The organism is bacterium (genome assembly GCA_030693425.1).
Classification (GTDB): Bacteria; Patescibacteriota; Minisyncoccia; order Minisyncoccales; family GWA2-46-15; genus GWA2-46-15.
On record JAUYAM010000001.1, the window covers coordinates 1 to 14475 of the forward strand.

General features: G+C 44.2%; 14 protein-coding genes. All 14 read right to left on the reverse strand.

Annotated features, from left to right (window positions below):
* Positions 1-1815: hypothetical protein (locus Q8N16_00005; protein MDP3093133.1), on the reverse strand; the 1815-nt coding region annotated here is incomplete at its 3' end.
* A gap of 285 nt (positions 1816-2100) precedes the next feature.
* Positions 2101-2466, reverse strand: coding sequence for a four helix bundle protein (locus tag Q8N16_00010; protein MDP3093134.1), 366 nt, complete (start codon positions 2464-2466; stop codon positions 2101-2103).
* A gap of 148 nt (positions 2467-2614) precedes the next feature.
* Positions 2615-6673, reverse strand: a complete 4059-nt coding sequence (locus Q8N16_00015; GenBank protein ID MDP3093135.1) for a peptidoglycan-binding domain-containing protein — start codon at positions 6671-6673, stop codon at positions 2615-2617.
* 167 nt (positions 6674-6840) lie between these two features.
* Complete coding sequence (locus Q8N16_00020; protein MDP3093136.1) at positions 6841-7662, reverse strand: DUF5667 domain-containing protein; 822 nt, start codon at positions 7660-7662, stop codon at positions 6841-6843.
* Between the two features lie 99 nt (positions 7663-7761).
* Positions 7762-8115: a four helix bundle protein gene (locus Q8N16_00025; protein MDP3093137.1), complete on the reverse strand. Its 354-nt coding sequence runs from the start codon at positions 8113-8115 to the stop codon at positions 7762-7764.
* A gap of 3 nt (positions 8116-8118) precedes the next feature.
* On the reverse strand, positions 8119-8625 hold the full coding sequence (locus Q8N16_00030; GenBank protein ID MDP3093138.1) for a sigma-70 family RNA polymerase sigma factor: 507 nt from the start codon (positions 8623-8625) through the stop codon (positions 8119-8121).
* A gap of 97 nt (positions 8626-8722) precedes the next feature.
* The gene (locus Q8N16_00035) at positions 8723-9298 is read right to left on the reverse strand and encodes a DeoR family transcriptional regulator (protein ID MDP3093139.1); all 576 of its coding nucleotides are present in this window, start codon (positions 9296-9298) and stop codon (positions 8723-8725) included.
* A 105-nt stretch (positions 9299-9403) separates the two neighbouring features.
* Positions 9404-9616 carry a hypothetical protein gene (locus Q8N16_00040; protein MDP3093140.1) on the reverse strand — a complete coding sequence of 71 codons (213 nt, stop codon included), beginning with the start codon at positions 9614-9616 and terminating at the stop codon, positions 9404-9406.
* 267 nt (positions 9617-9883) lie between these two features.
* Positions 9884-10561, reverse strand: coding sequence for a YdcF family protein (locus tag Q8N16_00045; protein ID MDP3093141.1), 678 nt, complete (start codon positions 10559-10561; stop codon positions 9884-9886).
* A 44-nt stretch (positions 10562-10605) separates the two neighbouring features.
* Positions 10606-11043: a ribonuclease HI family protein gene (locus Q8N16_00050; protein ID MDP3093142.1), complete on the reverse strand. Its 438-nt coding sequence runs from the start codon at positions 11041-11043 to the stop codon at positions 10606-10608.
* Between the two features lie 123 nt (positions 11044-11166).
* Positions 11167-11571 (reverse strand): very short patch repair endonuclease, encoded by a 405-nt coding sequence (locus Q8N16_00055; GenBank protein MDP3093143.1) that lies wholly within the window; start codon positions 11569-11571, stop codon positions 11167-11169.
* A gap of 2 nt (positions 11572-11573) precedes the next feature.
* Positions 11574-12821, reverse strand: coding sequence for a DNA (cytosine-5-)-methyltransferase (gene dcm / locus Q8N16_00060; protein MDP3093144.1), 1248 nt, complete (start codon positions 12819-12821; stop codon positions 11574-11576).
* Between the two features lie 67 nt (positions 12822-12888).
* Complete coding sequence (locus Q8N16_00065) at positions 12889-13680, reverse strand: TdeIII family type II restriction endonuclease (protein ID MDP3093145.1); 792 nt, start codon at positions 13678-13680, stop codon at positions 12889-12891.
* Between the two features lie 78 nt (positions 13681-13758).
* The gene (locus Q8N16_00070; protein MDP3093146.1) at positions 13759-14475 is read right to left on the reverse strand and encodes a serine protease; all 717 of its coding nucleotides are present in this window, start codon (positions 14473-14475) and stop codon (positions 13759-13761) included.

Consider the following 14475-nt stretch of genomic DNA (forward strand, 5'->3'; position numbering starts at 1 on the left):
TGTTCCGGTAAAAGTCGGTGAAGCTAAAGGAGATTTAAGATCCAGGGCAGCTTGCAAACCAGTGGTTTTAGCAATGGTCAGGTCAGCGTCAGCGATGGTCAACTTGCTGTAAGGAATGCCTGCAGCAGCCGCGATCATGGCATTGGTAACTTTTAGTGCGCCGATGGCAGATACGCCAGCGTTAGTGATTGTCACATCACCGGTCATATCTACATATGTTGGGACTCCTGTTGCGTTACCAACAATAATCTGAGCTGATGCTCCTGAAGCAAGTTTGGATAAAGCAATGACTGCGGCAGCGCTAATGTCAGCATTGGCAATCGTGCCGTCAGTAATCTCGCCGGTTTCAATTGTCTGGCCAAGCAAACTAACTTCTCCTGTAGCATCAGGAAAAGTGTAAGTCCGATCAGCCACGGCCGCGCCAACGTCAAATATACCGTAGAAAGCGCCGCCCGAGCCACGTATTTTCAGTTCTGAACTGGCATTATTGAGAACAACGTCGAAAGCGCCGGTCTGATCCCAATCAGCAGTCAAAGCGGCTAAAGCTACGCTTGGAGTGCCTGCTTCTGCGGCTGCGCCCACGGCAATGCCATTGCCCGCAGTCAAGCTGGCAACATAGTCGCCGGTAGTATCAGTCGTCAAAGCCACTTTGTTTGCGCCAATAGTGGTGACTCCAGCGCCGTCAATAGTAACATCTCCTGACATACTCACCCAATTGGTATCAGGAGTAGCGTCAGACATCAAAAGCTGTCCTGCTGTTCCTTGAGCAATTTCTGCCACGCCAATCTGATCATTAGGCAAAGAAACTGTTCCCGAAGCCACGGTCAAACCAGTCAAACCGGTCAAAGCACCAACAATGGCTGAGTTGCCGGTAATGGCGGCTCCGCCGGAGGCTACTGTCAATCCTGTTAATCCGCCTAAGGCTCCTGTAATTGTTGAATTGCCGGTAATGTTGGCTCCGCCAGAAGCGACAGTTAAACCAGTCAATCCGCCTAAAGCTCCGGTGATTGTTGAAGCGCCAGTAACATTCATTCCCCCGGCAGTCACGGTCAATCCGCCCGCCGCCACAGTCACTGCGCCGGTAGCATTAACTAAGGTTAATGTCTTGCCAGTCGGGCCAATAATAACATTGCCGGTTGAAGTGCCGCCAACTGTAATCGTTTCTGTTCCCTTAGCGTCAATAGTTAACGCCTGGTTGGCTCCTGCGCCATAAGCAGAAATATTGCCGGTAGTCAGGGTTCCCTGAACTACGGTATTGCCAGTTGCCGAAGCAACGGTGAATTTGCTCGTAGCAACATCAAAGTCGCCGGCAGTGTGAAGAGCGCCGGTGGCATCAGCCACGGTAAAAACGCCGGCGTCAGCAGTAATGCCGCCATTGGCGGTCAAAAGGCCGGTCACTCCCAAGGTAGTATCAAGAGTTGTCGCCTGATCCACATTGAAAGTACCCAGAATGGTCGTGGGCATGCCAGTCCTGCTGATATTGACGGCATTGGCGTTGATCGCTCCTAAAGCCAGGGCAGTGGCAGTCGATTTGTCCACTCCGCCGTCAGCGTAAAGCGCGCCGGTAAAAGTCTGGGCGCCGGTTACGGTCAAGGTGCCGGCGACAAGCGTGTTGCCGGTGGCCCCATCAACGGTAAATTTGTTGGTGTTAATCGCCAAATTGCCGTTAGATCCGGTCACCACAAACTTATCTGTATTGACGGTAATATTGCCTCCGGTGGCGATGTTAGACCCTATGGTCGTCGCCGCCTGGATTCCGGAAGCAAGCATCATTCCTATAAGAACTAGAGAAAGTATTTTTATTTTGTTTTGCATTTTAGATTAATTCGTTTTCTCGCCGTTTTTTATGCATCGAAAAACGGAAAGAAAAATATTGTTAACTTTAATATTTTGTCGACCTAAACTTTTTAATTTATTGTGATTGTTCCTTGAATATTAAAATCAAGGATATCTCGACCTTTAAACCTCCCTGTTTTAAAATTCCGCAGGGCATTTTTAAATTATATCACCTAACCAAAAAAAGAACAACATCTGTCAACTGTGGATAAACTAACTTAGCGCAAAACTCAAAACGCAAAGCGTAAAGTTACAGCTCAAAAGTTAAAGCTTCCTTTTTCCTTTAAGGGTAAGGATACTTGAGCCAAGAATGTTGGCTAATTCTGTTGTTTCTTTCAATAGTTGATTTACTTTTTCCTCTCTTGCCTTGCCAGAGTCTCTTAAAAGCCCTAGCCAAAATTTAGTTTCATTCGCTGACTTTAAGGCGTGGTTAAAAAAGTTAGTAAAATCCTTTTTGGTACTAGATGCTTGAGCTTCAATAATATTTGCCCCAATACTAGTAGCGCTTCTAAGTAATTGATTGGCAATAATCTTAGAAGATTGGTCTTGAGATAAACCATCAATGAATCTCATAACATCTAAGGCGAAAATGTATGCTCGATGTTTTAATTCTGGTTTTGAATTTTGCATTGTAGTTTTACGCTTTGCACTTTGCGCTTTACGCTTACATTGTATCATAAATAACCAAAAAGCCCCCAAAGGAGGCTTGATGGTTGTCCCACAAGGATGGACAAACTGAGAACTACTAACTAAGGAAGATACCGAACTATCTCGAGAACTATTTGCTGAGCGTCAAAGTTGATAGCGGGAAGCTAGGAACTTTGTAGTCGTCTGACCAATCAGACGTTGTCACCGCGTGGCCAGCAGCTGACCTGTCAGACCAGGCAAATGACTTGGTGACGGTTGTAGCTGAAGTGCAGCTGTCCGCAGCATTGTCAGTACCGAATGCTAGAGCATAGGTGGTAGTTGCCACCGAGCTTGCCAGATCAGGCACTCTTACCAGAACCGCATCACCGGTGTAGCCGCCGTAGGCCAAATCGCCTCTTAATTCATAGGTGTTGGTCGTTCCGTAGGATATCACTTCTTCGTTGGTAGCGACAAAAACAGCATAGGTCCCGCCATTGGCATCAGTATCAGTTCTGAAGTACCAGGCTCCGGCCACTTGGGTGTTGGTCGCTGAGTTGTAAACCTTCATTGAAGATTCATCAATCAGCTTAGTGTCCGCTGCGCCGTCAGTCGCAACAATCATGTAAACGCCGTCTGTCTTGATAGTCGTGGTGTCATCGGTACCGATGGTTCTGACGGTTGTAGCGTCAGTGTGAATAGAGCCAGAGAAGTGGAACATCATCGCTTTCCAACCGATATTGCCGATTGCGTCAGCAGAAACAGTCCACTTGTAGAGCGTCTTCGTGCCAGAACTCAACAGAGTTGAAGGCAGAGAACCAGCAGCTAAAGTAGGCACTGATTGCCTCAAGATCTGCTCGGTGCCGCAAAGGTCTGTTGTGCCGGCAACGCTGATAGATCCCTTAGACTCGGCTCCCTCAGCAGTTATCACATAGCTTGGACTGACTGCGTCTACGCAGAGCTTCGGAGCGTCTCCGCTTGAAGCGCCGCTAGTTGAACCAATACCTGCCAAGTCTCCGACAAGAGTCAAAACCTTGGTCTGGTTCTTAAGCACTCTCACATAAGCTCCCGGAAGGAAGTTGAATGTGACTAAGCCTCCGGAAAGGTATCCGGTTGAACCTACCTGGGTTGTTCCGTCGTAAATCTTGACAGCCGAAAAGTCTCCGTCTGCTCCACCTGATACGATAATCCTGATTGACTTTATGTCAACTGCTTCATAAATAGCAGTGAACAAGACCTTGGTGAAGCTTACCGCGCTTTTACCCTGGCCTTCGGCTCCGACTGCCTGACTGGCAATGATCGGAGTGTCGGGGTTGGTCGTTAAAGTCAAGGATCCTGCGGTTGTCAGGGTCACCTCGTATTCTCCTGCGCCAGTAACTGCGTAGTTAACGCCGCTCGTTGGGCTTAGGGTCGGAGTAATGCTCGCTCCCGAAGTCAATCCGCTAACAGTAACGCTGGCTGGTAAATCAATACCAAGAGCATTCAGGTGAGCATTGACCGCTCCCGAAGGAGTGTCAGCATAAACGCCAATAACTTTCTGCTGGCCCTTGGAAACATCTATTCCCAAAGAGTTCAAAAAGTCAGAGGCGGAAAATGTCACTGTCCCCCCACCCGTGTCCCAAGGTTTGTAAGCGGTCAGCCTAGTGGTTCCATCGTAAAGGGCGATGCTGGAAATATCGGCATCAGCTCCGGTGCCTGAAGAAGTGCGGGTCAGTTTGACTGAAGTTATTCTGATATCTTCGGCTGTGCCGGCGGTCATCACAAAACTGACATAGTTTACGCCAGTTGAGCTCAAAACCACTGTCTGGTCAGCCGGACTTGAGCTGGCAGAGATAGTTAATGTACCCGTGCCAATTGTCATCAAGTTGCCTGTGGCAGAACCAGTTTCGGTGACATCCGCAGTGGAGTAAACTCCAGTTGAAGTAATGTCATCGGCAACGGTTCCCGCTCCCGGCAAATCAAAGTGGACCGAAGAGGTAGTGCTGCTTGATGGAACATCAGCTACTACAGTTAAGATTACTGTGGTCCCGGCCGGAACGGTCAAGCTGCCCGAGAAGGAAGCTGAAGCGGTCGGTGAAGCCACGGTTGACCCGAACTGGGTGCCGTCTGATTTCATCAGTTTCACACTGGTCACGTCTCCAGAATCGCACGCATCTCCCGTACCCGTGCCTGCTTCGTAACATCTAATAGTTACGGCGGAAACCAGCATATCTTCGCCGGTCCCGGCAGTAAAGTTGATCTTGGTGAACTCTTTCCCCGCTACGCCCTTAACATAAGTCTGGGCTGAAGGCGTGGTTGAGCTCAAAGATACCACCAGGGTGCCGTAAGAAGAAATGGTGTGGCCGTTGCCGGTTGGCGTCGGGCTGCCGAGAGTCACTGAACCAGACGGCAAATCATACTGGGAAGTAAGGCCATCTGCTCTCAGATCGGCTGCGGCATTGACTTTCAAGCCAATCCGGCTGGTTCCGGCTGTTGCTCCCGATGGAACATCAGCTTTCACCTGAATAACTTTGTTGGTAGAAACCGGCATATCAAATAAACCACCGCCTGAATCCCAGCCAATGGTATTAGCGCCGAATTTTACCGTAGATCCAACCATGCTGCCCGAGGCAATCAGGGTTGAACCGTCGTACAAGCTGATATTGGAAATATCAGTCGCGGTTCCGCTAGCGCTCGCCTGGGTAAGAGTCAATTCTGTTATTCTCGCGCCTTCTGTTGAACCGGTCGAGAACTTAAAGGCGGCGACTAAACGGTTGGTCGTTCCTAAAACATAACTCTGGACTGCCGGGTTAGTGGCAGAGTCAAGAGCCACGCTCAAGGTTCCCTGACCAATGGTCATGGTCGCGCCAGTTTGGCGGCTGAAAGCGGTGCCGCTGCTGTAGGTAATGGTTACGCCGCCGCCAGAGTTTGAACCATAGGCATCAACGTCAGTTGCCTGGGTAATCTCAAAAATGACGGTCCGTGAAGTGTTAATGCCGGCCGCAGTATCTGCGTAGGCATAAACATACTTCGACTGGCCAGAATTGATTATCAAAGGCGAAGCTGATAGATCAAAGGTTGCTGTGTTGTCTGAACCCAATTCAGCTACAGTCGAGCCTAATTGAGCTCCAGAAACCTTTAATTTAAGGTTAGAAACGTCGGTTCTGGTCGCAGAGCCAACATGGGTAACCTTAATTGATTTAACGCTGAAACCTTCTGAGACTGCGGCAAATTTCCAGGCGGCAATTTCCTGCTCCACTGCTCCGGAAAGGATGGTGGCAAGCGGGACCAAACCGGCCTGGACGTCAACATTAAGCGTACCAACAGAGACGCCGGCAATAGTCATTGCGTTGCTGACTATTGGGAATGACCCTGCCAGACCCGCTGAAGTTGAAACAATGTCTGCGATAGCCGCAATTCCTAAGGTAACGCTGTCGCCGACGGTGGCAGCGGAATAAATATTGGCCTTGACGGTCAATATTTTCTCGGTATTTGCGGGAACATTCCAGCTGACATTAAAGGTTGCTTTGTGAGTGGTTGTGTTTAAAGCCTGAGTCGAGCCAATCTGGGTTGAACCATCGTAAAGTTTGATGGCAGCAATGTCAGTGTCGGCAGAAACTCCGCCCCTGGAAACCACGATCTTTGAGACGGTATAGGCAGTTGATCCAGCAGCGAATTTCAAGCTGAAGAAGACCACGTTTTGTGAATTCTTGGCAACAGCTGAAGCTGCCGGAGCCGAACTCAAACTGACCGCATCTGCTGATGGGGTCGGGCTTGGGCTCGGACTTGGACTAGTTGTCGGACTTGGTGATGGCGTGACTCCGCCGCAATCAGCATTGGCAGCGGCTCTGGTCAAAGGACCAAAGTATCCAGCTGTGGGGCTGATGCTTTTGGCTTTCTGGTAGGCTGAAACCGCTGCCCTGGTCAAAGGACCAAAGTAGCTAGTGTTCAAACCGGCCGCCAAATGCCCCTTGCTGATCAGGAATTCCTGCAAAGCCTTCACATTACCACCCCTCAAACCATAGTAGAGGTTGGCGTTAAAGGAAACTGTGCAAGATCCTGACGCGGGGGTTGATGGTGTTCCGTTCAATTGGCTAGTTAACAGAGTCAATTGAGCCTGAAGGGCGGCGATCTGCGCCGCCAGCTCTTCTGCGGTCAAAGCGAAAGCTCCGCTCGGAACAATCATTGCCACCAAAGCCACGCTCATTACAATCGCTAAAAGTTTTTTCTGCATTTGTTTTTAATGTTTGTTAATTTTTGTTATTTTTTATTTCTGGCCATTGCCGACCGAGGCCCTAGTCTTTTGGGTAGAGATATCTCTTTTCGCACCCAAAAAACCCGGACCCTAAAGGCCTTCAGTTGTCAAAATAAAGCATTTTACGAATTACCGTAAACATCATTTTATTGCTGTGGATAGCTCAAAAGCAAAAGCCCTTCTAAAGCCTGCTCAAAACCGCCTTTTTGGTAATCTTCCTTGGCTTTCTCTAAAAGTTTCTCTTGAGAAGGGGTTAATGAACGGCCTTCCAGATCCTTAATCTGCTCTTCCACCTTCTTTTCCACCCACTGAGAATAAGCTTCGTCAAACTCTTTGGTTTCGCCGACAACCACTCCCAGAGCCTCGATCTTTTCCTTGTTTTCCTTTAATTTCCCTGCTTCGTCAACAATTCCTCTGGTCAATTTCGGCGAACCATCAACTATTTTTAATCTATCAGCCGCCTCAACCATGCTTTGCCTAAACTCATTGATTGCCGGCGCCATATTTTTCACCTGGTTATTCTGGACAATCTGGTTTAATTCAGTCAAGCGCCTATTCGCCAGTTCCAGCTGGGCCTCTGGCAACTTTTCTGAAGAAACAAAAAAGGTTTCTGCCCTCTCGGTCATCTTTTTAACCGGGTAAAGCAGGCTGCCGGGCAAAGCGTTTTGGGCAAATCCGAAAACTCCAACCAAAAGGCCGACAAAAGTTATGGCTACCAAAGCAGGCTTATATCCTTTATATCCTAAAGAAAAACGAGGCAAGATCTGGAAAACCTCAAGAATTTCACTAATCCGGCTGGTTCGCACCGCTTCCCCAGAGCCAAGAATCTGGCCTATTCCCGATTCCGTCGGGACGGCTCGTCTGAATTCTTGATTCAGAATAGAGCTTTTAGTCAAAACCACCCAATCTTTACTGGGTTGGATTCTGTTCAGGGTCTGGATTTTCTTAATCAGGTTTCTTTCGTTCATTTGAAGGTAAATCTGATTATCACCTATAATGACGCAAATTCCGCCAAAACGTTACAGCGAACAGTGAACAATGAGCAGTGAGCAGCGAGCAGCGGACAATTACTTTATGATCTTTTTTTCAATGGTTTTTATAGAAGCCCAGAGCATTTTCCCCACTTCTTCACAGACGGCTAAGGTCTTCAAATAGTCCTCTTTGCTTAAAATTTTCTCTCCAAAAGAAAAATAAAGAAGATATTTCGTTTCCTTTAGAGAACCATAAGCAATATGGAGAAATTGACGGCAGTCTTTGCTCCCCTTTCGGGCAAAACCCTCGATTATATTAAGAGGCACTGAAAGTGCTGCTCGCCTTAATTGAGAAACAATTCCGTAAAGCTCCTCCTTAGGGAAATTCTTAGTAAGGCAATAAACCGAATGAGCTAATTGGTCGGCTTTTTCAACCAAAGGGTTGTTCATTGTTCATTGTTCATTGTTCATTTGCTCTCTCAGAGCAGCCATTGCCCTATGGGTAATAACCCTAATCGTTCCTTCCGGCTTGCCCAAGATCAAAGCTATTTCTTTGACAGAGAGCCCGTCCAGGTATCTCCAGATAATGACTTCTTGCTGCTCCTCTCCAAGTTTAGATAGAGCCAGTTTTACCTGTCCCATATCTGAGTTTAAAATCGCTTTTTCTTCCAGGTTCATGCCAGGATCTGCCACATAGCTAGCTGAAACAATCTGAATTTTGCTTTTTTCCCGATAAAAATCAATAACCAGGTTTCTGGCAATCTGGTATAGAAAAGCGGCCCAGTTCTTAATTTCGGGCTTTGGATTTCCGGCCCTGAACCTATCCCAGGCCCGGACAAACGTTTCCGAAGTTAAATCCTGAGCCGTTTCCGTAGAATTCACTCTCAGGAAAATAAACCTGTAGATTCTAGAAATGTATTGGTCGTAGATTTTACTAAACCTATTTTGAAGGTTGCCCATATAGGACAGATAAGTTTATTTAGGGTAAATCAAGAATAAAATGATAGGACAAACTAGGGATAAACTGTGGATGGTTTTGTCCTAAGGAATGTCCTACCTATACAATATTGGTTGTTATGTTTGGCTTCGGCTGATAATATGTCTGATTTCTCTGTCCAATCCTTTCAACCAGATCCTGTGCCAGCAATTTTTCAAAGTCGCGCCTCAATGTCCTTTTGGTTACCCCCGGGAATATCTCTTTGAATTCCCAAACTTGAGCCTTGCCTTTTCCTTTTAAAATCTCTAAAATTCTGTCCCGGCGCCTGGTATTTTTCGGTGGACTATTAAAATCCAGCGGGCTTTCAGCCGTTATCGTTTCCGGAACTAATACTTCTGTATCTTCCAGTTCTTGTTTCATACTAGCATACCTCCCGCTTATCCTCAAGAGATTTCCGGGGCTTACCCAATTCTGTTCCTTAGCAACCGCAAAAAAACCTTCCAAAACCCTTAGATCCTGGCAGATATCCAAAACAAGTTCCCTTTGTTTTCCCAAAGCAAGACCCAATCTCAAATGGTTCGCCAGGATATTATCGGCCAATTCCCGGATTTTATAGCGCAGAGGCTCTTTTTTCGGGAAAAGCAAAGTCAAGCGATAAAGCTCCTCGGTCAATTGGATTAATTCTTGTTTTTCCATCTTCAGAACAGAATAGCTAAAAACTAAAGATTAGGCAACTAAAAAACCGGCTTCCGCCGAGCCTCAAGAGTTGCTTAATTAAGTTAAGCAACTAAGGTAAGTTCATTACCACGGGTCTGCCTGACCGCACTTTTTGTCGCCGTAAGTATTTTGGCTGAAAATCAAGCTGGAATTATTATCCAAATCCTGACAAGTGCTACTGGTGGGCCAGAAAATGCCATAATTATTGTTCCTGATTTCCAGGCCGGAAAGGGTTGGCAGAGTTGCCTGTCTAATCCACAAGCCAACTGATTTATAGTTGTTATTTCCGTAAAACACTTTTTGATTCCGCAAAATTAAATTCTCCAAGGAAGCGTTGCTACTTCCTGAAATATAGATCCGGCAGCCCGGTTATTGTCAAAAATAGAGTTTTTCAAACTAACATTAGCGCCGAGAATCCTGAAAGCGCCTTTTTCCGGCATAAAATCAAACGCCACTCCCCACTAGGCGGGATGATTTTCGAACCTTTAAGCGGGTTGAAACCGTGGCTCTTCCTGAAATTATGATTAATCAAGCGAAACAATTATTGGCTGTAGGACAGACATGCTATAAAATGCCTCTCTTTGCAAGTTCTTTCCGTTCCTCGTTTGTCAATAAAATCTCTGGTCTTTGCTGGACAATCTCTCTAAAAGAATCTAGCCCTCTATCGCTTACGCATTTGTCGTTATAGGCTCCTTTTTCGTTATCTCCCAACCCCCTGATCTCTCCGTCTAGAGTCAGAAGATATTCTATAAATCTAATATACGTATCCCCAGATAAATCGATAACGGATTCCGCGCTTATTGGTATCGGGACGGGGATGTTCTTAAACCCTTCACTATTTACGAGTTCTCCCCAAAATCTCAAAGCCCGAGGTAAATGATAAAAATTGGTCAAAAGACCAATCTTCTTATCTATCACATCGGTGTCCTCCTTAGTCCAGGTGTTAAAAATTGCGATCAAATTATGTCTGGTACAGGGTAAAGATGGACATTCAATAATTTGTATCCCTGGGCACTTTTCTTCAAGAAACTTTCTCATATCTCTTACCTTATCAGATCGCCCACCATTTTTCTCATTATAACCGCCAGTAAGTACAAACTTCGTTCCGTTGTTTTTCTCAAAAATTCTACACGCCGCATCCATCCTGATTTGACCACCTAAATATTTTCCATTTAAAAATTGAGGGAATTCGCCCCCGACTATTATCCACGGGCAGAGAACAATTATAATATCATATTTCATAATTTTATTTCTAAATTAAATCTTCAATTCTTATTTAGGGTTTTTTATAATTGACTATCTTTATAAGCTTCTTCTGCCAATTTGTGGGCTTTCTTAGCTAAAGTCGAGGTATTCGGATGGTGAAAATAGTCCACCTTTTTAAATCTTTGCTCATATTTTTTTGCCTCATCAAACAAAGGTTTTATGTGTTCTTTTTTCAACCTGTATTCTCCTTTCATCCAGTTAATTACCAATTCGCTATCCATCCAAACCTCTACCTCATATCTCACGGCTGATACCGCTTGGTCTAAGGCAAAAATTAAACCCCTAAATTCTGCTTCCGGAACAGTCATTTCTCCTAAATATTTTTTGAATTCAAACTCTTCACCCCTCTCGTCTATCACCAAAACTCCGCAAGAAGACTTGCCTTTAGTTAAACGACCCTTGATGTGAGCATCGGGTATGTAAACTCTTGCATCAACTATTATTTTTGCCTTACTCATTGATTTCCTTTTCAAATAAAAATCCGGGTTGCCCCGGCTGAATAATCTAAGTAATTCTCGTCAGGGCTTTTCGCCCCTGCTTTTTATCGCATTATTTAATCATAGAATATTTCGATTCTAAAGTCAAGATAAAAATTTGATGATTTTTTCTACTGCTTTATCTAAATCTTTTTCAATTTCATGCTCCCATACTCTTAAGATTTTCCACCCTTCTTTTCTAAGTTTTTGACGATATTTTTTATCTCTTTTGATGTTCCTTTCGATTTTTGGAATCCAAAATTTTTTTGGTAACCGTCCCTCTAATTTTGTGAATTGGTACCCATGCCAAAAATCCCCATCTAGAAAAATGACCTTCTTTTTAGAAGGCGAAGAGATATCTGGCGTGCCTAAAATATTACTCAGATGTTTTTGAAAGTATATTTTTTTCTGGTTTAATTTCTTAAAAACCGCTTTTTCAATTTTAGTATTTTTTTGCTTTATAGAAGCCATTATCCGGCTTCTTACCGCCTTGGGAAATATGTCTGCCATAATCACAACAATTTAATTTGGGTAATTTCATTGGCCATTTCCATTGTCTTAAAATCTGGCTTCTTTTCAAGCATCGCAATTATGCACCTTCCCAAATGGTAAGCCAAATTTACAGGAACAGCGTTCCCGATTTGACGATATTGGGATGCTATAGAACCAATAAATCTCCAACTGTCGGGAAATGTTTGTATCCTTGCATATTCCCTTACCTTTAATGGCCTTGTTTCTTCGGGATGACAACGCTCGGTCTGTTTCTGCGCAGGGTTGCAAGTGAGGGTCAAAGAAGGTTCATCCCAGGACAATCTCCTTGCCATACCTGTCTTCCCTCCCCCCATATAGAAACTCGCCCCCATATACTCTTTCTGGAGTTCAATTGGTAAGTCCCTCCAATATCCACCCGGCTTAACATATGCCATTATTTCTTTTTTCCTTGGTGTATATTTTTGACCTATAGATTCGGGGCAATTAGCTAACGCCTCCTTTATTGTGACAATATAATTTTTCTCCTTTGGATAAAGAATGGGCAATTTTAAATCTTTCTTAGCACCTAGAATAACTAACCTTTCCCTTTTTTGGGGAACATCGTGATATTGGCTTTTTATCACCTTATATCTTACATTGTAACCAAGTTCATCCAAGATCTTAATTATAGTATCTAAGGTCTTGCCTCCGTCATGCTTCAATAAACCCCTGACATTTTCACCCATAAAGATTTTAGGCTGGACTTCCTTGATACACCTTGCAAACTCAAAAAACATCGTCCCCCTTATGTCGTCAAAGCCTAACCTTTTACCGGCATAACTAAAAGCTTGACAAGGGAAGCCCCCTTCAACAATTTCCGTCTTGCCCTTAAATTTTTTAAAGTCTATTTTTTTAATATCTTCTTTAATGACATTCCAGTTTGGTTTATTCTCTTTTAAGGTCTTGGTAGAATCAGAATCAAAGTCGTTCAGCATTACGTGCCCGAGGCCTGCATTGTGAAAACCCAAAGCAGTACCACCTGCCCCAGCAAAAAGCTCAAGAACTTGATAACCAGTTTTTTTATTGGTTTTTAAAATTTTATAGTTATTTGTATCTGACTTACCAAAAAATTTATCATGAACCCTTTTGACTTCTGCCAAATCAAAAACCCTATAATTTAAATTACTGCGTTGCCCCCGAATCAAGCTCTTTTTCTCCCACCTTCTGATCGTATCGACAGAAACACCAATTTTTTGTGCAGTCTCAGTAATTGTTATTAATCCCGTCATGTTAGGTTATTATAACACAAATAACCACTGCATTATGCAATGGTTATCCACAAGGTTCCTTAGAGAATTAAGGCTTTATTTTCTTAATAAGTTCCGACAATTCTTTACCGAATCCCTCTTTATTAAGCTCCAAAAAAATCGAGGTAATTTGTTGATAAGTATTATTTAAGCCGGAAATAAAATCCCAAAACTGATTCTCCACAACTGCGTCAACTCCAGGTTCAAGAACGCCTTGGTTATTAGGCGGATGTATCCAGAAATCGTCATGATAAGGATTGTATGGATAGGCAATTTTACATTCAATAGTAACTTCAGGATCTTTAAATATTCTATAAGCGTACCATTCCAGTATTTGCTTATTAAAAGACTTTATACTGCCTAAGTTAGGTTGGACAGTCTTTATGTCATACGCATATTCAGTCCCCTCTTTACTAAAATATATATCAACACCTGTGCCTGGGGCTGGTGCAATATACTGGATTCCAATCTTACTCAAATGCTCACATATTTTTTTTAAACGCTTTGCACATTCCTGTACGCTTATCCAAGTACCCTTATTTTCCCTTAATGTCGTGATGGTCGCTAGCTCAGTTGCTAATTCTTTTGGAAAGGGATCGGGTTTTAAAATCTTACCCTCTATAACCTTGAAACCGTTATTCTTAGCCAAGGTTTTTGCAATCGGCTGCCAAACGGTTGTCCCCATGCTTGTTTCCAGTCCCCCAACAACTGAACGAATTTTCCGCTCTTTAGGTATAAGCAAATCCAGAGGCTGGATATTATCACAGGAAAAATTTGTAACGTATTTACGCAGAGACTGTTTAAGATTCTGCTTTATTTCTTCACGCAGTTTATTATCCATAATTTTCTCATTGGACTTTTTTATACTCCTACAATATAGATTGGGCGACACAAAAATAGCTTTGAGTCCTCCCCCCGACTAAAATCCGGTGAAAGACTTAATCACGGAAATGGGAATGGCTTGGACGTTGCCTTCGAGGCCAAGTTCGGCCAGACCGATAATCTCGCCTTCAATATTAAAAACCGGACTGCCGTTAAAAGCGGACTCTTCTAAGATATTAGTTTCAATCTTGTCAGCGCTGATTGCCTTGATAATCCCCTCATTAACAATCATTTGTGAACCGTCTTTGCCAAAACGATAACTAATCGCAAAAACCCTTTCTCCTAATTTCAACTCTCCTGAATCGGCAAAACCGATGGTCGTTGAATAATCTACTTCAAGCTTAATTAGAGCTAAGTTTTCCTTTAAATCTCTTTTTAAAACCTGAAAGGCATAGGACTTGCCTTCGAGGAAAAAGCTAAAAACCTCTCCTTGGGGAACCAGTTCTGCCAAGGTGACGACCAAGCCGTCGTTGGTAATGACTATGCCCGAACCTTCAAGAATTCCACCGTTTTTCAGCTTTGTCTTTACTCCGACCACGGTTTTGGAAACCTTGTCAACCGCTTCTTCTAGAGCCGTATTCTCCTGGATAATCACCTCCTTTCTCTCGGTGACATAGACCGACGGCTGGTCAAGCCGATACTGATAAAAAAGAGGCCTCTCAATAAAATAAGGCCAGAGTATTTGATCTGCAAAAATGCCTCCGGCGATTCCGAAGACGAAAGTCAGGAGAAGATAAATAATTTTCATTCCCAT

Coding starts and splice junctions, on each gene's coding strand:
- Q8N16_00010 (MDP3093134.1), bottom strand. CDS start 2,466: ATGCAAAATTCAAAACCAGAATTAAAACATCGAGCATACATTTTCGCC.
- Q8N16_00055 (MDP3093143.1), bottom strand. CDS start 11,571: ATGGCAGACATATTTCCCAAGGCGGTAAGAAGCCGGATAATGGCTTCT.
- Q8N16_00020 (MDP3093136.1), bottom strand. CDS start 7,662: ATGAACGAAAGAAACCTGATTAAGAAAATCCAGACCCTGAACAGAATC.
- dcm (MDP3093144.1), bottom strand. CDS start 12,821: ATGACGGGATTAATAACAATTACTGAGACTGCACAAAAAATTGGTGTT.
- Q8N16_00045 (MDP3093141.1), bottom strand. CDS start 10,561: ATGAAATATGATATTATAATTGTTCTCTGCCCGTGGATAATAGTCGGG.
- Q8N16_00070 (MDP3093146.1), bottom strand. CDS start 14,475: ATGGGAATGAAAATTATTTATCTTCTCCTGACTTTCGTCTTCGGAATC.
- Q8N16_00035 (MDP3093139.1), bottom strand. CDS start 9,298: ATGGAAAAACAAGAATTAATCCAATTGACCGAGGAGCTTTATCGCTTG.
- Q8N16_00025 (MDP3093137.1), bottom strand. CDS start 8,115: ATGAACAACCCTTTGGTTGAAAAAGCCGACCAATTAGCTCATTCGGTT.
- Q8N16_00015 (MDP3093135.1), bottom strand. CDS start 6,673: ATGCAGAAAAAACTTTTAGCGATTGTAATGAGCGTGGCTTTGGTGGCA.
- Q8N16_00050 (MDP3093142.1), bottom strand. CDS start 11,043: ATGAGTAAGGCAAAAATAATAGTTGATGCAAGAGTTTACATACCCGAT.
- Q8N16_00065 (MDP3093145.1), bottom strand. CDS start 13,680: ATGGATAATAAACTGCGTGAAGAAATAAAGCAGAATCTTAAACAGTCT.
- Q8N16_00030 (MDP3093138.1), bottom strand. CDS start 8,625: ATGGGCAACCTTCAAAATAGGTTTAGTAAAATCTACGACCAATACATT.